General features: G+C 71.1%; 24 protein-coding genes. 14 read left to right on the forward strand and 10 right to left on the reverse strand.

What is annotated here, in order from left to right:
• Positions 1-159 precede the first annotated feature (159 nt).
• The 5 genes from ABZ463_RS03190 to ABZ463_RS03210 all read left to right on the forward strand — a co-directional run bounded on the left by ABZ463_RS03190 (position 160) and on the right by ABZ463_RS03210 (position 6,028).
• On the forward strand, positions 160-1,518 hold the full coding sequence (locus tag ABZ463_RS03190; protein WP_362772414.1) for a glycerophosphoryl diester phosphodiesterase membrane domain-containing protein: 1,359 nt from the start codon (positions 160-162) through the stop codon (positions 1,516-1,518).
• Positions 1,503-2,180, forward strand: a complete 678-nt coding sequence (locus ABZ463_RS03195) for a DUF4129 domain-containing protein (RefSeq protein WP_362772417.1) — start codon at positions 1,503-1,505, stop codon at positions 2,178-2,180. The genes ABZ463_RS03190 and ABZ463_RS03195 overlap by 16 nt, the downstream gene beginning before the upstream one ends.
• Complete coding sequence (locus tag ABZ463_RS03200) at positions 2,177-3,370, forward strand: DUF4350 domain-containing protein (RefSeq protein ID WP_362772420.1); 1,194 nt, start codon at positions 2,177-2,179, stop codon at positions 3,368-3,370. Before ABZ463_RS03195 ends, ABZ463_RS03200 begins: the two co-directional genes overlap by 4 nt.
• 227 nt (positions 3,371-3,597) lie before the next feature.
• A complete protein-coding gene (locus tag ABZ463_RS03205; protein WP_362773270.1) occupies positions 3,598-4,605 on the forward strand; it encodes a MoxR family ATPase in 1,008 nt (335 codons plus the stop codon).
• Between the two features lie 55 nt (positions 4,606-4,660).
• A complete protein-coding gene (locus tag ABZ463_RS03210) occupies positions 4,661-6,028 on the forward strand; it encodes a DUF58 domain-containing protein (RefSeq protein WP_352009854.1) in 1,368 nt (455 codons plus the stop codon).
• Between the two features lie 16 nt (positions 6,029-6,044).
• Here the strand turns inward: ABZ463_RS03210 and ABZ463_RS03215 are convergent, their stop codons facing one another.
• Positions 6,045-7,040 (reverse strand): stage II sporulation protein M, encoded by a 996-nt coding sequence (locus ABZ463_RS03215; RefSeq protein ID WP_362772423.1) that lies wholly within the window; start codon positions 7,038-7,040, stop codon positions 6,045-6,047.
• 105 nt (positions 7,041-7,145) lie between these two features.
• Between ABZ463_RS03215 and ABZ463_RS03220 the strand changes: the two genes are divergently transcribed.
• Both ABZ463_RS03220 and ABZ463_RS03225 read left to right on the forward strand, forming a co-directional pair.
• Positions 7,146-7,982, forward strand: coding sequence for an arylamine N-acetyltransferase (locus tag ABZ463_RS03220; RefSeq protein ID WP_362772426.1), 837 nt, complete (start codon positions 7,146-7,148; stop codon positions 7,980-7,982).
• A gap of 90 nt (positions 7,983-8,072) precedes the next feature.
• Positions 8,073-8,765, forward strand: a complete 693-nt coding sequence (locus ABZ463_RS03225) for a phenylalanine--tRNA ligase beta subunit-related protein (protein WP_352009857.1) — start codon at positions 8,073-8,075, stop codon at positions 8,763-8,765.
• Here ABZ463_RS03225 and ABZ463_RS03230 read toward each other — a convergent pair.
• A complete protein-coding gene (locus ABZ463_RS03230; RefSeq protein WP_352009858.1) occupies positions 8,734-9,225 on the reverse strand; it encodes a helix-turn-helix domain-containing protein in 492 nt (163 codons plus the stop codon). The genes ABZ463_RS03225 and ABZ463_RS03230 overlap by 32 nt on opposite strands.
• Positions 9,226-9,325: 100 nt before the next feature.
• Here ABZ463_RS03230 and ABZ463_RS03235 point away from each other — a divergent pair, with 100 nt between their 5' ends.
• Together ABZ463_RS03235 and ABZ463_RS03240 are read left to right on the forward strand one after the other, a co-directional pair.
• A complete protein-coding gene (locus ABZ463_RS03235; RefSeq protein ID WP_352009859.1) occupies positions 9,326-9,850 on the forward strand; it encodes a pyridoxamine 5'-phosphate oxidase family protein in 525 nt (174 codons plus the stop codon).
• 48 nt (positions 9,851-9,898) lie between these two features.
• A complete protein-coding gene (locus tag ABZ463_RS03240) occupies positions 9,899-10,843 on the forward strand; it encodes an RDD family protein (protein WP_362772431.1) in 945 nt (314 codons plus the stop codon).
• 52 nt (positions 10,844-10,895) lie between these two features.
• Here the strand turns inward: ABZ463_RS03240 and ABZ463_RS03245 are convergent, their stop codons facing one another.
• Positions 10,896-12,305 (reverse strand): hypothetical protein, encoded by a 1,410-nt coding sequence (locus ABZ463_RS03245; RefSeq protein WP_362772434.1) that lies wholly within the window; start codon positions 12,303-12,305, stop codon positions 10,896-10,898.
• Between the two features lie 184 nt (positions 12,306-12,489).
• On the opposite strand from ABZ463_RS03245, the gene ABZ463_RS03250 reads away from it, so the two are divergent.
• Positions 12,490-13,149, forward strand: a complete 660-nt coding sequence (locus tag ABZ463_RS03250) for a DUF305 domain-containing protein (protein ID WP_362772437.1) — start codon at positions 12,490-12,492, stop codon at positions 13,147-13,149.
• A 2-nt stretch (positions 13,150-13,151) separates the two neighbouring features.
• Here the strand turns inward: ABZ463_RS03250 and ABZ463_RS03255 are convergent, their stop codons facing one another.
• Positions 13,152-14,393 (reverse strand): adenosylhomocysteinase, encoded by a 1,242-nt coding sequence (locus ABZ463_RS03255; RefSeq protein ID WP_352009863.1) that lies wholly within the window; start codon positions 14,391-14,393, stop codon positions 13,152-13,154.
• Between the two features lie 63 nt (positions 14,394-14,456).
• Complete coding sequence (gene ahcY / locus ABZ463_RS03260; RefSeq protein WP_352009864.1) at positions 14,457-15,884, reverse strand: adenosylhomocysteinase; 1,428 nt, start codon at positions 15,882-15,884, stop codon at positions 14,457-14,459.
• A 201-nt stretch (positions 15,885-16,085) separates the two neighbouring features.
• Here ahcY and ABZ463_RS03265 point away from each other — a divergent pair, with 201 nt between their 5' ends.
• The 3 genes from ABZ463_RS03265 (at position 16,086) to ABZ463_RS03275 (ending at position 18,441) form a co-directional block, all read left to right on the forward strand.
• The gene (locus tag ABZ463_RS03265; protein WP_352009865.1) at positions 16,086-16,421 is read left to right on the forward strand and encodes a MerR family DNA-binding transcriptional regulator; all 336 of its coding nucleotides are present in this window, start codon (positions 16,086-16,088) and stop codon (positions 16,419-16,421) included.
• Positions 16,422-16,489: 68 nt separating this feature from the next.
• Positions 16,490-17,668 (forward strand): histidine kinase, encoded by a 1,179-nt coding sequence (locus ABZ463_RS03270; protein ID WP_362772442.1) that lies wholly within the window; start codon positions 16,490-16,492, stop codon positions 17,666-17,668.
• Positions 17,665-18,441, forward strand: a complete 777-nt coding sequence (locus tag ABZ463_RS03275; RefSeq protein ID WP_362772445.1) for a response regulator transcription factor — start codon at positions 17,665-17,667, stop codon at positions 18,439-18,441. The genes ABZ463_RS03270 and ABZ463_RS03275 overlap by 4 nt, the downstream gene beginning before the upstream one ends.
• A 10-nt stretch (positions 18,442-18,451) precedes the next feature.
• Here the strand turns inward: ABZ463_RS03275 and ABZ463_RS03280 are convergent, their stop codons facing one another.
• From ABZ463_RS03280 to ABZ463_RS03300, 5 genes are all read right to left on the reverse strand, one after another.
• Positions 18,452-19,411, reverse strand: coding sequence for a cation diffusion facilitator family transporter (locus ABZ463_RS03280; protein WP_362772448.1), 960 nt, complete (start codon positions 19,409-19,411; stop codon positions 18,452-18,454).
• A 41-nt stretch (positions 19,412-19,452) separates the two neighbouring features.
• Positions 19,453-20,559, reverse strand: a complete 1,107-nt coding sequence (locus ABZ463_RS03285) for a bifunctional phosphoglucose/phosphomannose isomerase (RefSeq protein ID WP_362772450.1) — start codon at positions 20,557-20,559, stop codon at positions 19,453-19,455.
• Positions 20,556-20,729, reverse strand: a complete 174-nt coding sequence (locus ABZ463_RS03290; protein WP_184712993.1) for a Trm112 family protein — start codon at positions 20,727-20,729, stop codon at positions 20,556-20,558. Before ABZ463_RS03290 ends, ABZ463_RS03285 begins: the two co-directional genes overlap by 4 nt.
• 4 nt (positions 20,730-20,733) lie before the next feature.
• Entirely contained in the window at positions 20,734-22,089 is a 1,356-nt protein-coding gene (locus ABZ463_RS03295; protein WP_362772453.1) for a phosphomannomutase/phosphoglucomutase, read from the reverse strand.
• A gap of 500 nt (positions 22,090-22,589) precedes the next feature.
• Positions 22,590-22,976, reverse strand: coding sequence for a DUF3499 domain-containing protein (locus ABZ463_RS03300; RefSeq protein ID WP_352009871.1), 387 nt, complete (start codon positions 22,974-22,976; stop codon positions 22,590-22,592).
• A gap of 228 nt (positions 22,977-23,204) precedes the next feature.
• Between ABZ463_RS03300 and ABZ463_RS03305 the strand changes: the two genes are divergently transcribed.
• On the forward strand, positions 23,205-23,600 hold the full coding sequence (locus ABZ463_RS03305) for a metallopeptidase family protein (RefSeq protein ID WP_352009872.1): 396 nt from the start codon (positions 23,205-23,207) through the stop codon (positions 23,598-23,600).
• The last annotated feature ends 269 nt before the right edge of the window (positions 23,601-23,869 follow it).

Below are 23,869 nucleotides of genomic sequence, written 5' to 3' on the forward strand. Positions count from 1 at the left end.
GCCCTCGGGCACCGGATCGGCGACGGTCACGGTCCCAGTCTGAGGTAAACGACACCGTCTCGGCCATCCCTGGGACGGACCCGGCCACCCCGGGCGGTGAAACCTCGCCGTGATCTCCCGAGCAGCCCAAGCAGTGGGGCCACATGTCAGGATTGGGATATGTCAGACGGACACGGCTCCACTCCCGACACCCCACCCGGCTGGGCGTCCAACCAGCCCCCGCCGTACGGCGACGCCCAGGGAACGCCGTGGGCCGCGCCCGGATCGGGGCCCGGCGGACCGTCGCCGTCCCAGCCCCCGCCACAGTACGGGCAGCAGCACGGGCAGCAGCAGCCGCCCTCCTCCCCGCCTCCGCCGTACCAGCAGCACCCCGGGCATCACCCCGGGCAGCAGCCGTACCAGGGGCAGCCGTACCCGCCGGGACAGCCGCATCCGGGGCAGGGCTACCCCCCGCCTCCGTACGGCTACCAGCAGCCGCCCCCGGCGTTGCGGCCCGGGATCATCCCGCTGCGCCCCCTCGGCGTGGGCGACGTCATCGACGGCGCGATCAAGCTGATCCGCTCCAACCCCAAGGCCGTGCTCGGCCTGTCCGCGATCGCCGCCGCGCTCGGCGCCATCCCGGTCGCGATCGGCCAGGCCCTGACCTTCGGCAGGATCGGCGACGCCTTCAGGAACAACGACCCCACGGCGCTGGAGACCACGGGGCAGACCGACTTCCTCGCCGACTACGGCGGCTCCCTCATCTCCTACGCCGTGCAGTTCGTCGCGGTGACCCTGCTCAGCGGCGTGCTGACCCGCATCCTCGGCCGCGCCGTCTTCGGCGGGAAGATCACCACCGGTGAGGCGTGGCGGCTGACCAGGGGACGGGTGCCCACCCTGTTCGGGCTGGTCGCCATCGAGGCGGGCATCCTGCTGCTGCCGCTGGCCGCGGTCGTGGGGCTGCTGTACGCGACCGCCGTCTCCGGCATCGACCTCGGGGCGTTCGTGCTGGTCATGGTGCTGGTGATGATCCTCTACATGGTCTACGCCGCCTTCATCACCACCCGGCTCGTGCTCGCGGCACCCGCCGCGGTGCTGGAGAAGACGGGCGTCATGGCCTCGCTGAGCAGGTCGTGGCGGCTGACCCAGGGCAGTTTCTGGCGGCTGTTCGGCATCCTGCTGCTCACGAGCATCCTCGCGGGCCTGGTCGGCCTGGTGATCTCCGTCCCGTTCTCCTTCGCCGCTGCCTTCGTCGGCATTCTCGTCTCGGGCGGGACGGGCGTGCAGATCCTCCTCGCGATCCTCCTCGCGATCGGCGGGACCGTCGGAGCGATGATCACCTACCCGTTCCAGGCCGGGGTGTACGGCCTGCTCTACGCCGACCGCAGGATGCGCGCAGAGGCCTTCGACCTGGTGCTGCAGACCGCGGCCATCGAGCAGCAGCGCCAGGGGTGGGTGCACGCCTCCGCCGACGACCTGTGGAGTTCCTCCGCCACCCCCGGGCAGCCGGGCCAGGGAGCCCCGTGGCCGGGCCGCTGACGGCGTCGGCTCTCACGGTCCCCGTCGACACCGATCGCGGGCGGGCGGCGGGTGAGGCGATCCGTGAGCTGCTCAAGGCCGAGTACGCCAAGGAGAACGTCGTCGACCGCGTCATGCGGGTCGTCAACCAGTTCCTCGGCGACCTGCTCGACCAGGAGGCGGCGGGCACCGTGGGCAGCGTGATCGCGTGGATCGTCCTGGGCGTGATCGTCCTGGCCGCGCTCGCCGCGGTCTTCCTGGTCGCCCGCAGGACGGCCGGGCGCGGCTCCACCAGGCGGGAGGGCGTCTTCGGCGACGGCCGCCGCAGCGCGGCCGAGCACCGGCAGGCGGCCGAGCACCTGGCCGCGCGGGAGCAGTGGGCCGAGGCGATCCGCGAACGGCTCAGGGCCGTGGCCAGGGACCTGGAGGACCGCGTCGTCATCGACTCGATGCCCGGCCGTACCGCCGACGAGCTGGCCGTCGAGGCGGGGCGCGCGCTGCCCGGCCTGGCCGCCGACCTGGCCGCCGCCGCGCGGATCTTCGACGACGTGACCTACGGCGAGGTGCCGGGGACCGCCGCCGCCTACGAGGTCATGCGCGACCTCGACGAGCGCCTGCGCACCGCCCGGCCCGTGTTCGCCCAGGAAGCCTCCCCGGAAACCTCCAAGGTGGCCGTCCCGTGAGCTCCCAGACGGGCCTGGCCCCCGTGAACGCCCTCGGGCCGACGCCGACCTCGCCGACCGCGCGGAGCCTGTGGCGCGGCGGTAGGGGCGCCCTGTCGATCGCCCTCCTGGTCGTGCTGGTGGCCGTCGGCGGGGTGCTGCTCGGCGGCGGCCAGAGCGAAGGCAAGCCGCTCGACCCGGAGAGCACCTCGCTGTCCGGGGCGAGGGGCCTGGCGCAGCTGCTGCGGGCCGAGGGTGTCCGGGTCGTCAGGGTCACCTCCGTGACCGAGGCCGTCGAGGCCGCCGGGACCCCGAAGGCCCCCGGCGGCAGCATGCTGCTGCTCGGCGACACCTCCTTCCTCACCGAGGAGGAGGCCGACCAGCTGGCCTCGACGCCCGCGGACCGGCTGGTGGTCGGCGCCCAGCCGTACCTCGGCCGGCTGGCACCCGGTGTGAGCCCCGGCCCGGAGACACGGGCGCGCTCGCGCGAGCCGCGCTGCGCGCTGCCCGCCGCGGTCAGGGCGGGCAGCGCCTACCTGGGCGGGACGACCTTCACCGCCCCCTCGTGGGCGACCGGCTGCTACCCGGCGGACGGCTCCCCCTCCCTGGTCAGATACGAGGAGGCGGGCCGTACGATCACGGTCGTCGGCGACGGCCAGTTCATGAGCAACCTGCGCCTGGCCGAGGACGGCAACGCCGCGCTGGCGATGAACCTGGCCGGAACGCGGCCCACGCTGGTCTGGCTCGTCGCCCCGGAGACGCCGCCCACCGTGAGCGCCACACCGCCGACCCTGTACGACCTCATCCCGTCCGCGGTTGTCTGGGCCGTCGTGCAGCTGGCCGTCGTGGTCCTCCTGCTCGCGCTCTGGCAGGGCCGCAGGCTCGGTCCCGTGGTGACCGAACGGCTTCCGGTCGTGGTCAGGGCGGCGGAGACCGTCGAGGGACGGGCCAGGCTCTACCGGGCGAGGCGGGCCCGTGACCGGGCCGTCTCGGCCCTTAGGACGGGCTTCGTCGACCGCGTGACCCCCAGGCTCGGACTGCCCGCGGGGGCGGGCCCCGAAGCCGTGGTCGGCGCGATCGCAGAAAGGACCGGTCAGCCCGCCGCCTACGTGGGCTCCGCCCTGTACGGCAGGGCGCCGGCGGACGAGGCCGGGCTGATAGCCGTGGCCGCATACCTTGACATGTTGGAAAGGCAGGTCAGAGAGTCGTGAGCGAGCGCAGCGAGCCGGGCGCCGGATACCCCGATCCCGGGACCGGCGGCGACCCCGCGGGCACGCCGCCGGACAACGGCGGTCAGGGCGGCACGCCGTCCCCGGGGCCCCAGACGCCCTTCCCCGGCGGCCAGGGCGGCTTCGCGGCGCCTCCCGCCCCGCCTCCCGGACCGCCCGCCTCCTTCCCCGCCGGGCCCGCTGTGCCCCCAGGGCCCCCGGCGCCCCCGATGCCCCCGGCGCCCGCTGTGCCCCCAGGGCCCCCGGCGCCTCCCGTCGCGGGGACCGACAGGGCGCGTGAGGCGCGTGAGGCCCTCAGCGCGCTGCGCGCCGAGGTCGCCAAGGCCGTGGTCGGGCAGGACGCGGTGGTGACCGGGCTGGTCATCGCCCTGCTCTGCCGGGGGCACGTGCTGCTCGAAGGCGTGCCGGGCGTCGCCAAGACCCTGCTCGTCAAGACGCTGTCCGCCGCGCTCTCCCTGGACTTCAAGCGGGTGCAGTTCACCCCGGACCTGATGCCCGGCGACGTCACCGGCTCCCTGATCTACGACGCGAAGACCTCGGAGTTCGAGTTCAGGCAGGGCCCGGTCTTCACCAATCTGCTGCTCGCCGACGAGATCAACCGCACGCCTCCGAAGACGCAGGCGGCCCTTCTGGAGGCGATGGAGGAGCGCCAGGTCAGCGTCGAGGGCAGGGCGCGCGCGCTGCCCGAGCCGTTCATCGTGGCCGCGACCCAGAACCCGGTCGAGTACGAGGGCACCTACCAGCTCCCCGAGGCGCAGCTCGACCGGTTCCTGCTCAAGCTGACCGTGCCGCTGCCCGCCCGCGACCAGGAGATCGCGGTGCTGGAACGGCACGCGCTCGGCTTCGACCCGCGCGACCTGTCCCACATCAGGGCGGTCGCCACCGTCGAGGACCTGGACGCGGGACGCGCGGCCGTCAGCCAGGTGCACGCCGGGCCCGAGGTGCTCGGCTACATCGTGGACATCGCCAGGGCCACCCGCCAGTCGCCGTCACTGCAACTCGGCGTCTCACCGCGTGGCGGCACCGCGCTGCTCGCCGGCGCCCGCGCCTGGGCGTGGCTCTCCGGCCGTTCCTACGTGACCCCTGACGACGTCAAGGCTCTGGCCAGGCCCGCGCTGCGGCACAGGATCCAGCTGCGTCCCGAGGCCGAGCTTGAGGGCGCGACCGCGGACGGCCTGATCGACGCCATCCTCGCCTCCGTCCCCGTCCCCCGCTGAGCGTGGCACCGATCGTGATGAGGACGCGCGAAGGAGAGGGCGAGGCGGTGCGGACATGGCACTGACGGGACGGGCCGCGCTGCTGGCCCTGCTGGGGACGCTGGTCGTGCTGTTCGCGCCCAGGCCCGGTCTGGCGGTCGCCGCCGTCGCGCTGCTGCTGGTCGCGCTGGTCGCGATCGACCTGGCGCTGGCCGCGGGCGTGCGACCGCTGCGCCTGAGCCGCGCGGGAGACCGCCTGGTACGGCTCGGCGAGACCGCGGCGGTCGAGCTGATCGTGGAGAACCCCGGCCCTCGCAGGGCTAAGGGACTGCTCAGGGACGCCTGGCCCCCGTCGGCGGGGGCGGCTCCGCGCCGTTTCGTCCTCGACGTCCCTCCCGGGGAGCGCCGCCGCCTGGTCACGACGCTCACCCCGTCCCGAAGGGGGGACCGGGAGGCGGTCACGGTCACCGTACGGACGCTGGGCCCGCTGGGCATCGCGGGCCGCCAGGGCTCCCACAGCGTGCCGTGGTCGGTCCGGGTGCTGCCGCCGTTCCTCAGCCGCAAGCACCTGCCCGCCAAGCTGTCCAGGCTCAGGGAGCTTGAGGGCAGGCACCCCTCGATGATCAGGGGGCAGGGCACCGAGTTCGACTCGCTGCGCGAGTACGTGGTCGGTGACGACGTCCGTTCGATCGACTGGCGGGCGACCGCCCGCCGCCACGACGTGGTGGTCCGCACCTGGCGTCCCGAACGCGACCGCCGGGTGCTGATCGTCCTGGACACCGGGCGCACCTCGGCGGGACGGGTCGGCACCGCCCCGATCCCGCTCGCGGGTGAGCTTCCCCGCAACCGGGACATCCCTGGTGGAACCGGGGTGGCGCCCGGCTGGCCCCGCCTCGACTGGTCGATGGACGCGGCCCTGCTGCTGGCCGCGCTGGCCTCACGGGCGGGCGACCGGGTCGACTTCATGGCCCACGACCGCGCGGTGCGGGCCTGGGTCTCCGGCGCGGGCCGTGGCGACCTGCTGTCCACCCTGGTCAACACCATGGCCCCGATCGAGGCCGAATTGATCGAGGCCGACTCGGCGGACATGGTCTCGGCCGTGCTGTCCAGGGCGAAGCGGCGCTGCCTGGTCGTGGTACTCACCGACCTGAACCCGGCCTCGCTTGAGGAGGGGCTGCTGCCCGTGCTCCCCCAGCTCTCCTCCCGGCACCTGGTACTGCTGGCCGCCGTCTCCGACCCTCAGGTCGCGGCGATGGAGGCCGGGCGCGGCACCGCCGAACTGGTCTACAACGCCGCGGCGGCCGAACGGCACAGCGCCGAGCGGCGCAGGATCACCGCCCGGCTCAGACGACACGGCGTCGAGGTGGTCGACGCCGCCCCCGAGCAGATCGCCCCCGCCCTCGCCGACGCCTACCTCGCCCTGAAGGCCGCGGGCCGCCTGTGACCCGGCCCCCGGGCTCCTATCCGGCGCTCGGGGCCAGGTCGGGCGCCCGCTCCAGGTCTCCGGTCTCCCCCGCGGCCACGGCACGGCGGCCGAAGAAGATCACGTAGGCCAGGAAGGCCGCCTCCGCGACGACCCCGATGCCGACGCGCGCCCAGGTCGGCAGGCCCGAGGGGGTGACCAGGCCCTCGATGAGCCCGGAGACCAGCAGGACGACGACCAGCCCGAGCGCCACGCTCACCACGGCTCTGCCCTGCTCGGCGAGGACCTCGCCCCGCCCGCGCGGCCCCGGGTTGACGACCGTCCAGCCCAGGCGCATGCCGACGGCGGCGGCCAGGAAGACGGCGGTCAGTTCGAGCAGGCCGTGCGGCGTGATGAGCCCGAAGAAGACGTCCAGCCTGTCGTGGGAGGCCATCAGACCTGCGGAGACGGCCACGTTGGCCGCGTTCTGCCACAGGATGTACGGGATCGGCAGGCCGAGCAGGATGGCCATCACGATGACCTGCATCGAGACCCAGGCGTTGTTGACCCAGACCTGGCCCGCGAACGAGGCCCCGGGGTGCTCCGAGTAGTAGTCGGCGAAGTCGTGCTCGACGAGCTGACGGATCTCCTCCGGCGTGCCGACCGCGGCCTGGACCGCGGGGTCGCGCGCGACCCAGACGGCCATGACCACCGAGACCAGCAGGAACGCCCCGGTCGTCGCGATCCACCACCAGCGGGCGCGGTAGGCGACCACGGGGAAGGAGACCGTGAAGAAGCGGACGAACTCCCGCCAGGCGGGGGTGTGCGCGCCGGTCACCGCGGAACGGGCCCTGGCCACCAGCGCGGAGAGCCGCCCGACCAGGAACGGGTCCGCCCGGCCTGAGCGCACGATGGACAGGTGCGTCGCGACCCTCTGGTAGAGCTCGACGAGTTCGTCGATCTCGGCGCCGTTCAGCGACCTGCGGCGCCGTACCAGCTCCTCAAGGCGGTCCCAGACGGGGCGGTGCGCGTTGACGAAGGCGTCGATGTCCACCAGGAAAGCCTAATGCCGCGCCCGGGGGCCCTTCTTGACCTCAAGGGGGATTGAGGTCCTAGGTTCGGAGACCTGTGGAGTGGTCGAGCCGGACGGGGACGGGACATGAACCAGGCGGGGCGTGGCTGGGACGGCGAGACGCTGGACCTGGCGGCCTATCTGGCGCGGATCTCCTTCGAGGGGGACCTCGCGCCGACCGCGCGGACGCTGCGCGCCCTGCAGCGGGCGCACGCGGCCGCGATCCCCTTCGAGAACCTGGAGGTCGTGCTGGGCCGCCCGGTCCTCCTCGACCTCGAAGCCCTTCAGGACAAGATGGTGCGCGGGGCACGCGGCGGCTACTGCTACGAGCACACCCGGTTGTTCGCCGCGGCGCTCGAACGGCTGGGGTTCGGCGTGACCGGGCTCGCCGCACGGGTGCGGATGGGCTCCGACAGGCTGCGGGCCGCGACGCACGCGCTCCTGCTGGTCGAGGTGCCCGGGTCCCCGGAAAGCGGGTGGATCTGCGACGTCGGCTTCGGCGAGGGGCCGACCGAGCCGATCGAGCTGGTCGAGGGCGCCGAGTCGGAGCAGGGCGGCCGGCGCTTCCGGCTGGAACGGTCTGGGCGGGAGTGGGTGCTGAACTCCCTGCGCAGCCCCGCCGACGGCTGGCTCGACCTGCACTCCTTCACTCTCGACCCGCGCTACCCGGTCGACTATGTCGTGATAAATCACTACATCTCAACTCATCCGAACTCGCCGTTCGTCAACCGTCTCGTGGTCAGGCGACCCGGCCCCGGGGTCCTGTACGGCCTGTTGGGGACCACGCTGACCGCCCACCACCCCGACGGCTCCGCCGAGGAGCGGCATCTCGAACCCGGCGAGGTGCCGAAGGTCCTTGAGGAGACCTTCGGCGTCCGGCTCGGCCCCGCCGACGCCGCCGCCCTCACCGCCCGTCTCTCCTGACCCGTCCCGGCCCGTTCCCACGAACCGTACCGGTGATCGACACCGGTTACGGTGTCCTCCTAGACACATGAACCCACGGGGAGCGGCCTCATGTACTTCCAGCACGCGGACGACATCTGGGCGGAGCACCCCGGCCTCGCCGCCGGAGTGGTCCTGGCCACCGGGATCACCCCGGAGGCGTCCGTCGAGGAGCGGATCACGGAGTTCGCCGCCGTCGCCGGGCGACGGCTCGCGGCGGGCTCCGAGGCCGAGTTCCCCGAGATCCAGGCCTGGCGGCGGACCTTCTCCAAGATGGGCCTCAAGCCGACCCAGTACCGCTGCGCCTCCGAGGCGCTGCTGCGGCGCTTCAAGAAGGAGGGGGACCTTCCCCGGATCCACCCGCTGATCGACCTGTGCAACGCGGTCTCGATCGCGTTCGCGATCCCGATCGCCGTGTTCGACCTGGCCAACGTCTCCGGGGGCCTTGAGGTCAGGCACGCGACCGGCGAGGAGACCTACCTGACCTTCTCCGGGGAGACCGAGAACCCGGAGCCGCGCGAGGTGGTCTTCGCCGACGCCGAGGGCCGGGCGCACGCCCGCCGGTGGACGAACCGGCAGAGCGGGCTGTCCGCCGTACGGCCGGGCACCGCCTCGGTCCTGATCGTCGCCGAGGCGCTGCACGACTCGGCGGCCGGGGACGTCGAGGAGCTCACGGCCACGGTCGCCGGGCAGCTCGGCGAGGTCTGGCCGGTCGCGCCCAAGGCCGTGACACTCAGCCGGTCGGCTCCGCGTCTGGAGTTCTGAGCGGCTCCCCGCCCGCTCCCGGGCCGGGCAGTACGTCCACGTCGGTGGCGCGCATCGGCTGCCCGCACGAGGAGCAGCACAGCTCGACGTGGCCGATCTCGCCGCAGGCGTGGTGGCGGTAGAGCACCGGCGGCCCCGCCTCGCCCGAGGTCCAGCGGTCACCCCAGCGCACCATCACCAGCAGCAGGTCGCACAGCTCCCTGCCCTTGGCGGTGAGCAGATACTCGTCGCGGGGTGGCCGCTCCGAGTACGCCCGTCGTTCGAGCACGCCGTTCTCGGTCAGCCATCTGAGCCGTTCGGCGAGCACCTTGCGGGAGATGCCCAGGTCCTGCTGGATCTGCTCGAAGCGGTTCATTCCAACGTAGACGTCCCGCAGGATCAACGGTGACCACGGCTCGCCCACGACGTCCAGCGTGCGGGCGATGGAACAGGCCATGTCACCGAACCGAGTGCGTTGCATCGGCCCAGTCTAGGCGAGTGGGTTCCCTCAGGGAATGGTCTCTGCTACGGTCGCCCTATGAGTTCCCTCAGGGAACTGACGAGGAGAGGACTGATCCGCGATGTCGAAGAACCCGGTGGCCGAGCTCCTGTTCAGCGAGGCCGACGCCACCCCCATCAGCACCGACCCGGCGACGGTGAAGTCCTGGGACCTGGCACGGACGTGCGTCGAGTCGGCGCACCGGGCGTGGCTGTCGACCGGACGGCCGGACGGCGGCCCGCACGCCGTGCCGCTGATGCCGGTCTGGGTCGACGGCGCGCCCTGCTTCACCAGCCGCCCCCACTCCCGCAAGAGCAGGAACCTCGCCGGCGACCCCCGCTGCGTCCTCACCGCCGCCGACGAGACACTCGACCTCGTCATCGAGGGCGAGGCCGTACGGATCACGGACGAGGACGGCATCAGGCGGGTCCTCGACGCCTTCGGGGCCAAGTACGGCTGGGGGCTGTCGGTGCGCGACGGTTCCGCCTTCGCCGACGACCTGCCCGGCTCCCCCGAGTACGGTGTCTACCGGATCATTCCGACCCGCGCCTTCGGCTACGGCGCCGACGGCTCGACGGCGACACGCTGGCGGTTCGAGGGAGAGTGACCAACTGCGTAGGGGAGTGGGATGGTCCGTCATAGGTAGGGTGCTGATGTGACCGATGTCGTAACCGGCGAGGCCGTCGTCGTCGAAGTCAGGATCGCCCAGCTACCGAGCCGGGCCCTGGCACTGCTGATCGACATGACGGTCCAGTTCGTGACGCTGTTCGGCGTTTCCCAGCTGATCGGCGTCCTGGCCTGGAACGCCGACGAGGCACTGGTCGTGATGCTCTACATCGCCTTCACCGTGTCCGTGCTCGTCGGCTACCCCGTGGTCTTCGAGACCCTCAGCAGGGGCCGCAGCCTGGGCAAACTCGCCCTCGGGCTCAGGGTCGTCAGCGACGACGGCGGCCCGGAGCGGTTCCGGCAGGCGCTGTTCCGCGGCCTGTCCGGAATGGTGGAGTTCTGGATGCTCGGCGGCGCCCCGGCGCTGATCGGCTCGCTGATCTCCGAGAAGGGCAAACGGCTCGGTGACGTCTTCGCGGGCACCGTCGTGATCGCCGAGCGCTCCCCCAGGCAGTACGGCCCGCCCCTGGAGATGCCCCCGCCGCTGGCCGCCTGGGCCGCGACGCTCGAACTGTCCCGGCTGCCCGAGGGGGTCGCCGCGACCGCCAGGCAGTACCTCATGCGCTGGCACGACCTCTCGCCCGCCGTGCAGCACGAGATGGGGGTGCGCATCGCCACCGAGATGTCGGCCTTCGTCTCACCGCCCCCGCCGTCCGGGGTGCCGCCGTTCGCCTACCTGACCGCCGTACTGGCCGAGCGCCGCAGGCGTGACCAGGTGCGGCTGGCGCAGCGGATCGGCGCTCCCCCGCCCGACCCCCGGTTCCAGGCCCCGTCCCAGGCTCCGTACCAGCCGTATCCGCAGCCGCCCGCGCCGTACGGCCTGCCCTTCGCTCCCCCCACGCCGGCCCCCCAGGCCCCTCAGCCCCCTCGGCCCCCGCAGGTCCCACAGGCGCCTCCCACGACCACCCCCGGCGGCTTCGTCCCGCCCGCCTGAACACCGACGTGCCCCGGCCATGGCGGACCGGGGCACCGGAGAAGGGGAACGGTCACTCCGCCCCGACGCCGAACCAGCCCCTGTAGGAGGTCTGGGTCTGCACGTTCAACCGGTCGAAGCGGACCCACCTCGCCGGGTCGGTGCGCCTGTCGCTGATGTTGAGGACGTCGAGCCCGAAGTTGAAGTCACTGCCGTAGACGTAGCCGTTGTAGTAGTAGGCCGACCAGATGCCGCCGGAGCCACCGCTGGGGTCGGGACCGCGCTCGAAGAAGCCGATCTCCTTCGGGTGGGCCGAGTCGGTGAAGTCGATGACGGAGACGCCGCCCTGGTACCACGCCTGGACCAGGATGTCGCGGCCCCTGACCGGGATCGGTGAGCCGTTGTGCGCGACGCAGTTCTCGGTCTCCCCCTGGTAGCGGGAGATCTTGAAGTAGCTCTTGAAGACCAGCCTGCCGCGCCTGATGTCGAAGATGGCGTCGGCTCCCCGGTTGGGTCCCGTCTCCTCGTTGCAGGTGGCCGCGCCGCCGCCGCCGAGTTCGTCGGTGAAGATGACCTTGGTGCCCTCGTTGTTGAACGTCGCCGAGTGCCAGAAGGCGAAGTTCGGGTCGGTCACCCGGGCCGTGACGACCGGGTTCTCCCGGTCGGAGATGTCCAGCAGCACGCCGTCACCCATGCAGGCCCCGGCCGCGATGTCCTTCTCCGCGTAGACGGTGATGTCGTGGCAGCCGGTGGTCGGCAGCAGCAGACCGGGCTGGGTCTCGTTGCCGCCGTCGGGGAAGACGACCGGCGTGGTGACGACCGCGGCGTCCACCGGCCTGTGCAGCGGCACCTTGATGACCGAGATCTTGTCATGCGGCGGCTGGCAGTCGGGGAAGGCCGCGTTGGGGCTGTAGGAGGAGACGTACAGGTAGACGTTCCTCCAGCGGTCCCTGCCCTTGCCCGGCACCTGGGTCAGGGTGTGGGAGCCGCAGTTCGTCTCGACCGACTTGATGTACTTCGGATGTGCCTTGTCGCTGATGTCGAAGATCCGGACGCCCTCCCACGACTCCTTGACCGACGCGCTCTGCGCGGTGCTGCTGCAGGAGTCGTTGTTGCGGGAGGAGTCGACCGCGGTGAACAGCAGGTTGTCGTGGACGGTGACGTCCATCTGGGAACCGGGGCATACGACGCTGCTGACCACCTTGACGTGTTTCGGGTCGCGAATGTCGTAGATAGCGAAACCGCCGTAATTTCCGACGAACGCATAGTCACCCTGGAATGCGATGTCGGTGTTGATGGTCTTCTCCAGCCCGGCGGGCTTGGGAACATTCGTCACATGCGCCACATTCGCACTGGTGACCACCTGGCCGGGGGCCGGGAGATCGGAGGCCTGGGCCGGTACGGTGGCCAGGACCAGCGCCGCCGCGGCCGCGGCCGCGATCAGGAATCGGCCACCAAGGCCCTTCCTGAGAGGGGATAACACCGGTGATCCTCCTTGCCGCTTATGCCATAAAGCACAGATAAATAACTGAATTGTTTATCCGAACGGCAGACACCACAAGACCTGACCACGTCAGTAAATTTTCCCGTTCTGCGGCCTTTACTCCTTTCTCTCCCCGGGTTATCGTCCTTGCCCGGGGGAGTCGGGAGATCACGAAGGAGGCCGGGTGCGCGTCAGACTGGTGCTCGCCGTTCTCACGGCCCTGTCGGCCCTGTCGGCCACCGCCTGCTCGACCGGCGGGCGACCGGCGGCGCTGTCCGCCCCGCTGTCGGCCGCGCCGCCGACCGCGCCCGTCATCGCGCCCGGCAGGCCGGGCGAGGCCGCCAGGACGCTCGGGGCGGACGAGGCGGCGACGGCGGTGCCCACCCCGACGGCGAACGCGGCCGACGTGCGGTACGCGCAGGACATGATCGTCCACCACCGGCAGGCCCTGGAGATGGCGACCCTGGCCCTCACCCACGCGGGCGACCCGACGGTCCGCGCCCTGGCCTCCCGGATCAGGGACTCACAGGGGCCGGAGATCCAGGTCATGTCCCGGTGGCTGACCGAGCAGGGCATGCGGCTGCCGGACCACCACACGAACCACGGCGTCATGCCCGGTATGGCCACCCCCGAGCAGCTCGGCACCCTGGCCGCCGCCTCGGGCCCGGAGTTCGACCGCCTCTTCCTGCGGCTGATGACGGCCCACCACCGGGGCGCGATCACGATGTCGGCGGAGGTCCTGACCAACGGCTCGCACCTGAGGATCGAGGAGATGGCCAACGAGATCGCCACGGTCCAGGCCGGGGAGATCCGCAGGATGGCCCGCCTCCTGGCCTCCCCCTGAGGTCAGGAGCCCAGGCGCCAGGAGCGCAGGTACTCCTCCTGCTGCGTGGTCAGGTGGTCGACCTCGATGCCCGCGGCGGCGAGCTTGAGCCTGGCCACCTCCACGTCGACCTCCTCGGGAACGTCGTAGACGCCGGGTTCGAGCCGGGCCCGCTCACGGGCCAGCCAGGCCACGGCGAGGGCCTGGGCGGAGAAGGACATGTCCATGACGGCGGCCGGGTGCCCCTCGGCGGCCGTGAGGTTCACCAGACGACCCTCGGCCAGCAGCAACAGCCTGCGCCCGTCGGCCAGGACGTACTCGTCGGTGTTCGGCCGCACCCCGGGCCGCACCTCGCGGGCCAGTTCCTCAAGGGCCCTGACGTCGATCTCGACGTCGAAGTGGCCGGCGTTGGCCAGGATCGCCCCGTCCTTCATCGCCGCCAGGTGCTCACCCCTGATGACGTCGCGGTTGCCGGTCACGGTGACGAACACGTCGCCGACCACCGCCGCGGCGGCCATGGTCCGCACGTCGTAACCCTGCAGCGAGGCGTCGAGCGCCTTGACCGGGTCGATCTCGGTGACGACGACCCGGGCGCCCAGGCCCCTGGCCCGCTCGGCCACCCCCCGGCCACAGAAGCCGAACCCGGCGACGACCACGACCTTGCCCGCCAGCAGCGTGTTGGTCGCGCGCATGATGCCGTCCAGGGTCGACTGGCCGGTGCCGTACCGGTTGTCGAACATCCGTTTGGTCCGGGTGTCGTTGACCGCGACGACGGGGAAGCGCAACGCCCGCTCCGCCGCCATCTGCCGGAGCCTGATGACCCCGGTCGTGGTCTCCTCGCAGCCGCCGGAGACCGTTTCGAGGAGTTCGGTCCGCTCGGTGTGCAGGATGTTGACCAGGTCACAGCCGTCGTCGAGAACCAGGTCGGGGACGATGTCCAGGGCCTGGTGGATGTGCCGGTAGTAGGTCTGCCGGTCGACCCCCGCCAGCGCGTGCACGCGCACGCCGTACGCGCCGAGGGCCTGGGCCACGTCGTCCTGGGTGGACAGCGGGTTGGAGGCGGCCAGCGCGATCTCGGCCCCGCCCGCCCGAAGGGCACCCATGAGGACGGCGGTCTCCGCCGTCACGTGCAGGCAGGCGGCGATCCGCAGCCCGTCGAACGGCTCGTCGGCCGCGAACCGTTCCCCGATCGCGGTGAGCACCGGCATCGCCCGCGCCGCCCACCCGATCCGCCGCTCCCCGGCGGCCGTCAGCGCGCTGTCCACGGTCCTCCCCAGATGGCCCGAAGGCCCCCGCGTGCCACGCGGGGGCCGGGTCTGACGGTTCGATCAGTAACGGTAGTGGTCGGCCTTGTAGGGGCCCTCGACGTCCACGCCGATGTACTCCGCCTGCTCCTTGGTGAGCTTGGTGAGCTTCACGCCGAGGGCGTCGAGGTGGAGGCGGGCGACCTTCTCGTCCAGGTGCTTGGGCAGCACGTAGACGCCGACCGGGTACTGCTCGGTCTTGGTGAACAGCTCGATCTGGGCGATCACCTGGTTGGTGAACGAGTTGGACATGACGAACGAGGGGTGGCCGGTGGCGCAGCCCAGGTTCATCAGACGGCCCTCGGCGAGCACGATGATCTGACGGCCGTCGGGGAAGGCCCAGGTGTGGACCTGCGGCTTGACCTCGGTCTTGACGATGCCCGGGATCTTGGCCAGGCCGGCCATGTCGATCTCGTTGTCGAAGTGCCCGATGTTGGACACGATCGCGTTGTGCTTCATCCGCGACATGTGGTCGGCGGTGATGATGTCGAAGTTGCCGGTCGTGGTGACGAAGATGTCGGCGATGCCGACGACGTCGTCGAGCGTGGTGACCTGGAAGCCGTCCATGGCCGCCTGGAGCGCGCAGATCGGGTCGATCTCGGTGACGATGACCCGGGCGCCCTGGCCCCTGAGGGCGTCGGCGCAGCCCTTGCCGACGTCGCCGTAACCGGCCACGACCGCGACCTTGCCGCCGATCAGCACGTCGGTGGCGCGGTTGAGGCCGTCGATGACCGAGTGGCGGCAGCCGTACTTGTTGTCGAACTTCGACTTGGTCACCGAGTCGTTGACGTTGATCGCCGGGAAGAGCAGCGAGCCCGCCTTGAACATCTCGTACAGGCGGTGGACACCGGTGGTGGTCTCCTCGGTGACGCCCTTGATGCGCGAGGCGATCTCGGTCCAGCGCTTGTCCGGCCCGACCGTACGGCGCAGCAGCTCCAGGATGACCTGCCACTCCTCGGAGTCGCCCTCGGAGGCGCCGGGGACGGCACCGGCCTTCTCGTACTCGACACCCTTGTGGACGAGCAGCGTCGCGTCGCCACCGTCGTCGAGGATCATGTTGGGGCCGTCACCGCCGGGCCAGACGAGCGCCTGCTCGGTGCACCACCAGTACTCCTCCAGGGTCTCGCCCTTCCAGGCGAAGACCGGAACGCCCTTGGGGTCCTCGACGGTGCCCTCGGGGCCGACGACCACGGCGGCGGCGGCGTGGTCCTGGGTGGAGAAGATGTTGCAGCTCACCCAGCGAACCTCGGCGCCGAGCGCGACCAGCGTCTCGATCAGCACGGCGGTCTGGATGGTCATGTGCAGCGAGCCCATGATCTTCGCGCCGGCCAGCGGCTGGGAGTCCGCGTACTCCTTGCGGACGGCCATCAGACCCGGCATCTCGTGCTCGGCGAGCTGGATCTCCCGACGCCCGAAAGCGGCCAGGGAAAGGTCGGCGACCTTGAAGTCCATGAATTAACCCCTCTGGTTGATGGTCTGGCGCCGCATGCCCCCGCCGGGCTCGCCGCGTGCGCGGCCCCGCTTCGCTTCCGGGCACGGCTCTCACTCCACCGGAAAGCAGACGAAGTGAGTGTAGGCGCCCGATACGGCTCCGCGCACCTTGTGAGGCGGTAACCTTACACAAGAATGTGAGGTTTCCAGGAAAGGCGCGATATGCGGATCACCGAGGCCGCGAAACGGCTGGGAATGTCCCCCAGAATGCTCCGCTACCGCGAGGCCCTGGGACTGCTCCCGCCCGTCAGGACCCAGGGGGCGCACCGCCGCTTCGGCCAGGAGGAACTGGCCGCCGTGGCACAGGGCGTCGAGCTGGAGAAGCGCTTCGACGTCTCCCCCGCCGAGCTGGCGTTCGCGCTGCGGGTGCTGAGCGAGCCCGCCGTCGCGCAGGCCGTACGGGATCTCGGGCTGCGGATCGGCCGCCTCCAGGCCCCGCGCAGGGCGCTGGACTTCGAGAAGGAGAAAGCCCTGCGCCTGCTCCAGGGGCGCTCCTGACCGCCGGAGGGGAACGTCGCTCCCAGGAGTGACGACGCCGGACGGCCTCCGTCGCGACAATTCTCCCCATGAACGTCGCAACCGTATTAACCGAGGCCGAACGGAGGGTCGACGCCCTGAACCTCCGGCGGGTCATCGCCTCCCCCCTCACCGACGTCGCCGTCGGCGTCCTGCTCATGTTCCTCGCCCTGGCCCAGCTCGGCGGCCGGTCCTCCCTGACCATGCTGGCCGCCGTGCTCGCCACGCTGCCGCACGTCGTACGGCGCAGGCACCCCTGGGCGGTCGTCACGCTGGTCTCCTTCGGCGCGCTCTGCCTGCTCTACACCGGCGTACTGCCCGACTACCCCCCGTTCGGCGTGGTGCTGTCCGGCGCGCTCACCCTCTACACGATCGCGCGGATCGTCGGCCCGCTCGTCGTCGGGCTGGTCATCGGCGCCCTGACGATCCTGCTCCTGGCGGCCGTGTTCCTGCGGAACGGGAGGGAGGTGCTGTCCATCACCACGATCGACAGACAGGCGCTCTCCCCGCTCGTCGTCCTGTTCCTCGGAACCGTCCTGCTGATCTTCCTCGCCCATGTACGGCGCAGCGCCAGCACGATCACGGAGATGCGCGCGGGCAACCTGGAGACGCTCAGGGAGCAGGCCGCGATGGCCGAGCGGGCCAGGATCGCCAGGGAGATGCACGACATCGTGGCCCACTCCGTCTCGAAGATCGCCGTGCAGGCCGAGACCGCCCCCTACACGCTCGACGGCCTCGACGAGCGGACCCTCCAGGAGTTCGCCGAGATCGCGACCTCCGCCCGGACCACCCTCACCGAGATGCGCCGCCTGCTCGGCGTGCTGCGCGCCGACGTCGTCACCGCCCCGGAGACCGCGCCACAACCGGGGCTGGCGCGGCTTCCCGAACTGGTCGGACGACACGAGGGCGAGGTCGACCTCGACGTGATCGGGGAGGAGGTCCCCCTGCCGCAGGCCGTGGACGTCTCCGCCTACCGGATCATCCAGGAGGCGCTGACCAACGTCCGCGTCCACGCGCCCGGCGCCCGGGTCTCGATCGAGCTGGCCTACCGCCCTGCCCTGCTGGCGCTGCGGATCACCGACAACGGCCCCGGCCCCTCCGGCGACACCGAGAACGGGCACGGCCTGGTCGGCATGCGCGAACGCGCCCTCGCCCTCGGCGGCTGGTTCAAGGCGGGCCCCGGCCCCTCCGGTGGCTTCCTCATCCAGGTGGGTCTCCCCCTCGAATGACCACCCCCGAACCTCCCGCCCCTGACGCCGAGGCTGTCACCGGCCCTCCGGCCGAAGCCCTCCCCGGTCCTCAAGCCGAGGCTCTCCCCGGGACGGCCTCCGGGGCTCCTCCCGGGACGGCCGTGGACGGCCGGATCCGGGTGCTGATCGCCGACGACCAGCCGGTCGTGCTGCGGGGCTTCGCCGCGGTGCTCAGGGCCCAGCCCGACATCACCGTCGTGGGAACCGCCCCCGACGGCGCCCAGGCCGTACGGCTGGCACGGCGGACCCGTCCCGACGTCGCGCTGCTGGACATCCGGATGCCGGAGATGAACGGCATCGAGGCGGCCCGCCGAATCCTGGAGACCGAGGCGACCAGGATCATCATGATCACCACGTTCGACCTCGACGACTACGTGTACGACGCGCTCACCGCGGGGGCGAGCGGGTTCCTGCTCAAGGACGTCAGGGCCGGAGATCTGGCGGAGGCCGTGCGGACGGTGGCCCGTGGGGACGCGCTGCTGGCCCCCAGGATCACCAGGCGACTGATCGCCGAGTTCTCCCGGCAGCGAAGGCCCGCCGCGGACGGCGGGCCGCTGACCCCGCGTGAGGTCGAGGTGCTGCGGCTGATCGCCCAGGGGCTGTCGAACGCCGAGATCGCCTCCCGCCTCGTGGTCACCGAACACACCGTCAAGACCCACGTGGCCAGGCTGCTGGCCAAGCTGAACCTGCGCGACCGCACGCAGGCCGTCATCCACGCCTACGAGACGGGACTGGTGGTCCCCGGCGCGTGAACCTCCCCGGTCACACCCGGCCGTTGGCCGCGTGCGGCCCGGGGGTGATCCCGCCCGTCTTGGCCCGGTCGAGGTCGGGCTCCAGGTAGATGACGCGGGCGATCGGCACGGCGGAGCGGATGCGCTGCTCCGCCTCGTCGATGCCCCTGGCCACCTCGGCGGCCGTGTCGTCGTGGTCGACCGCGATCTTCGCGGCGACCAGAAGCTCCTCGGGGCCGAGGTGGAGGGTGCGCATGTGAATGACCCTGACCACCTCGGGGGCGCTCTCCAGGGCGGCGATGATCTGACCCTCGACCTCGGGGCCGGCGCTCTCGCCGATCAGCAGCGACTTGGTCTCGATGGCCAGCACGATCGCGATGACGGCCAGCAGCACGCCGATCGCCATCGTGCCGACGCCGTCCCAGACGCCGTCGCCGGTGATGACGGCGAGCGTCACACCGACCAGCGCCAGGACGAGGCCGACCAGGGCGCCCAGGTCCTCCAGGACGATGACCGGCAGCTCGGGCGACTTGGACCTGCGGATGAACTGGACCCACGTCTGCTTGCCGCGCAGCGAGTTGGACTCCTTGATCGCGGTGCGGAAGGAGAAGCCCTCCGCGATGATCGCGAAGATCAGCACCGCGAAGGCCACGATCGGCGTCTCCACCGGGTGCGGGTCACTGATCTTGTGCCAGCCCTCGTAGAGGGAGAAGAGCGCACCGATCGTGAACAGCACCACCGCGACCACGAAGGCGTAGAAGTAGCGTTCCCTGCCGTAGCCGAAGGGGTGCTCCGGGGTGCGCTTGCGCTCGGCCCGCTTCCCGCCGACCAGCAGCAACACCTGGTTCCCCGAGTCGGCGAGGGAGTGAATCGACTCGGCGAGCATGGACGACGAAGTCGTGACCAGGAAGGCGACGAACTTGGCCGCCGCGATCGCAAGGTTCGCGCTCAACGCCGCGATGATCGCCTTTGTACCGCCGCCCGCACTCACGACAGCCTCCGCTTACATAGTCCGAAAAAGACGAGAGGATACTATTGGGAAATTCTCGCCTTTAGTTCCGTGATGGCCGACACGGGGGTCGGATCGATCCCGTACCCCAGGGCGAGATAGGTACTCGCGTAGTCGCCCAGTCCGATCAGCGTCGCGAGCCGCTCAAGCGGATGAGCGCCCTCCGCGACGAGCTGGGTGGCCGGAACGCCCCTGTCCTCGGCCATCCGCACCGAGACCTCACGCCGCCGCGCCTCCTGCGGATGCTCCTCCGTGTCACGCAGCATGAACAGCCGCAGCGACCGGCCCGCGTCGTCGGCGAAGATGTCCCGCTGCGCCAACGGACCGTCGAAGGCCACCACCTGGTTGTGGTTGGCCTCCGGGATCTGTCCCCAGACGGCCGGGTACTTGCCGTTCTCGTTGAGCTGGCTGGCCCACCGGTAGGCGGCCACGGCCGAGAGCCGGGAGGAACCCCAGATCATCGGCACCGTCTCCGCCAGCTCCATCGCCAGCGTCTTGCCCGGGTTGATGAAGGACTCACTCACCGGACGGCAGCGGTGGGCGATCTCCTCAAGACGCTTGGCGACCTCCTCGATCACCCCGTCGTCCATCTGGAGCACGCCGAGTTCGGCGGCGACCACGAGCAACGGCACCGACAGCGCCCAGACCGCCGCCCGGGGCTGCCCGCCGGTGGTCACCGGCACGAACGGCGCGCCCGACTGCCTGGCGACCGCGTGCAGCGGAGAGTTCGCCGCGGCCAGCACCAGCAGGCGGCACCCTCTGCGGACGGCCTCCGTGGCCACCGCGAGTGTCTCCTCGGTCTTGCCCGAACACGACACGGCGACCACCAGGTCCGTCGCGCCGACCCAGCCGGGCAACTGGTAGGAACGCACCGTCACGATCGGCAACGGAGCCCCGTTGCCGCACACCGCGTCGAGGATGTCACCGGCGATGCCGGAACCGCCCATGCCCGCGACCACGATCGCCCTCGGCCTGCCCTCCCCGATCACCCGGGTGAGGTCGGCCTCACGGACACCCCGATGTGAGATGCGCACCTGCGCCGCCGAGGCGGCGACGGCGCGCAACATGCCTGAGGGGTCAGCCTCGGTCAGCCACCCCTGGTCGTCGAGCCGATCCGACTCCCAGCTCACGACTTCCGAGCCTCGTCGACCAGCAGGACCGGAATGTCATCACGAACCGGATAGACCAGCCCGCACGAGGCCGAAGTGCACGACAGCTCGTCCACCTCCGGCTCCGCACGCAACGGAGACTTGCAGTTGGGGCAGGCCAGGATCTCCAGCAACCACTCGTCGATCTTCACGTGCTCAGCTCCTCACGACGGCGAGGACCTCGTCCCTGATCGCCGCCATCTGAATCTCGTCGGCCGCCTCGGCGTTCAGCCTGAGCAGCGGCTCGGTGTTGGACGGACGAAGATTGAACCACCATCCGGGGCCGGAGACGGTCAGACCGTCCAGGTCGTCGAAGGTGACGCCGTCCCTGCCCTCGAAGACCTGCCTGACCCGCGCCGTCGCGGCCCGCTGGTCGGCGACCGTACTGTTGATCTCCCCGGAGGCGGCGTAGCGGGCGTAACCCGCGAGGATCTCCGACAGCGGCCTGTCCTGCTCACCCAGCGCGGCCAGCACGTGCAGCGCGGCCAGCATGCCGGTGTCGGCGAACCAGAAGTCCTTGAAGTAGTAGTGCGCGGAGTGCTCACCGCCGAAGACCGCGCCGCTCCTGGCCATCTCGGCCTTGATGAAGGAGTGCCCGACCCGGGTCCTGACCGGGACCCCGCCGTGCTCGGCGACGATCTCGGGAACGCCCCGCGAGGTGATCAGGTTGTGGATGATCGTGGCGCCGGGCTGCTTGGCCAGCTCACGGGCGGCGACCAGCGCGGTGATCGTGGAGGGCGAGACCGACTCGCCGCGCTCGTCCACGACCCAGCAGCGGTCGGCGTCGCCGTCGAAGGCGAGGCCGATGTCCGCGCCCACGTCGAGCACGGCCTTCTGCAGGTCACGCAGGTTCTCCGGCTCGATCGGATTGGCCTCGTGGTTGGGGAAGTCGCCGTCGAGCTCGAAGTAGAGCGCGGTCAGCTCGACGGGAAGCCCCTCGAAGACCACCGGCACCGTGTGCCCCGCCATCCCGTTGCCCGCGTCGACCACGACCTTCAACGGCCGGACACCGGACAGGTCGACCAGCGTGCGCAGGTGGTCCGCGTAGCCCTGCAGCAGATCACGCCGGGAGACCGTACCGCCGCCCTCGCCGCCCTCGCCGCCCGCGGCGAGCAGTTCGGCCGCCCGGTCGCGGATCTCGGTGAGCCCGGTCTCCCCACCGATCGGCACCGCGCCCGCACGGCACATCTTCATGCCGTTGTAACGGGCCGGATTGTGGCTGGCGGTGAACATCACCCCGGCCATGCCCAGACTGCCGCTGGCGTAATAGAGCATGTCGGTCGAGCCGAGACCGGTGTCCACCACGTCGGCCCCACGTGAGACGGCCCCGCCGGCGAAGGCCGCGGCCAGCGGAGCCGATGAGGCACGCATGTCGTGCGTGACCACGACGGACCCGGCACCGGTGACCTCAACGAAGGCCGCGCCGACCGCCCACGCGGTCTCCTCGTCTAACTCGTCCGGCACGACGCCGCGCACGTCGTACGCCTTGAAGATCCTGGCGAGGTCGCCCACTCCAGCTCCGCCCCTTTGACTCGTCTCTGCCGCCCCCAAGCCTAGGGGGTCGGTGTCCCTTTGCGCCGCCTGCTGTGCCCCCTTGCTCCGCCTGGCGGCGTCGCGGGCTTGGGCGCTTCGAGCCAACGCTTTCCCTCGTCGCTGTGCCCCCTTGCTCCGCCTGACGGCGTCGCGGGCTTGGGCGCCCTGGGTCGGTGCTTTCCCTCGTCGCTCATCCGCTGCGCTCCTTCGCTCCTCAGTCCAAGCACCGACGCGCCCAAGCCGGACACTCCTCACACACGGGACCGGTAAAGCAAAGATCAAACTCCTCACACTTGGCGCCGGTAAGGCACATGCGAAACTCTTCACTCGCCGCGCCGAAGAAGGCCGTTCTGAGTGGACTCTCCACTGCGGGCACCGTTGTCGGGGGCGCAAGGTGGGGCGTCTCCGTGATGAGGTTCTTCTGAGCTGTGTCCCGGGTTCCGGAACCCTCGCCGCTCCGGGGGGTGGGGACGTACGGCTCAGCGGTCGCGCTGGGGCTGCGCGGGGTGGGGCTGTGGCTGGGCTGAGCGCAACACTCTCAGGTGTCCACGACGCCCGACCTCGACTCCCTGGCCCACGGGCTCGGTGCCCTTCGTCGCGGGCCTGGCCGCCTCCCGGACGGCGTTGGCGAGCGCTTCGAGGTCGTCGGTGCTCGGCGGCGCTCCGTCGCTCGGCAGCCGGACGACCTCCCAGCCCCGTGGGGCGGTGAGCCGCTCCGCATGCTCGGCGCACAGGTCGTAACAGTGCGGCTCGGCGTACGTCGCCAAGGGCCCGAGAACGGCGGTCGAGTCGGCGTAGACGTACGTGAGCGTGAATACGGCAGGCTGACTGCACGCGGTGCGGGAACAGCGGCGGACGGGGCTCACGGTGGGACCGTATCCGGTAAGCGTCCAGGGCGCCACTATCTGAGCGCTCTTAACGAGCGTGTCGCCACAATTCGGACACGTGTCCCGGCTTCCACCCGCCTGTACGGCTTGCACACCCTCCCGTCAACCCCTTTCCACCTTCCCACCAGGCATGTCTAAGCTTGGCCCGTGAGCCCGGCACCAGGTAGACCTCGCCCTCCTCGCAAACGCGACCGACACGGTCGTGGCATGCGGGGCCCGCTGGCACCCTCCCATGTGCCGATCGCCAAGTCGCGCAGCGAGCGCTTCGACGATCTCGTCCTGGACGCCGTGGACCGTCTCAAGCCACGCTGGGGCACCCAGCTCGCGTCCGTCGAGTTCGCGATCGAGGAGGTGCCGCCGCTGTCGGAGCTGGGCGACGGCCCGGGCCTGCTGTCCGGCGAGCCGATCCCGTTCGGCCGCTCGGAACCCGCCGTCGGCAAGCGCCCCGCCGTCGTGATCGTCTACCGGCGCCCCCTTGAGGCCAGGGCCCGCGACCGCGACCAGCTGGGAGCCCTGGTCCACGACACCGTGGTCGAACAGATCGCCGGTCTCCTGGGTCTGTCCCCCGAATCCGTAGACCCCGGCTACGAGGAAGACGACTAGCCCAATCGGGCTGCCTTACCTCACCGCCAGATCTCCATTACCTCACCACTCCCCTCCACCACCCCCGCCCCACGCCACCCCAGGTTCCCCCGAGTACGACCCCCAGGGAACTCACCCCGGCGCCAAGAGCGGACTCCCCCAAAGAACCCGACCACTCCCGGCACCGCACACGAGGCTTTTGCCCTTGTGCCTTACCGCCCCCAAGTGTGAGGGTTTCGGCCCCCTGCCTTACCAGCTCCCGGTGTGAAGCTTTTGCCCTCGTGCCTTAC

This window comes from Streptosporangium sp. NPDC020145 (genome assembly GCF_040631275.1).
Lineage (GTDB): Bacteria > Actinomycetota > Actinomycetes > Streptosporangiales > Streptosporangiaceae > Streptosporangium.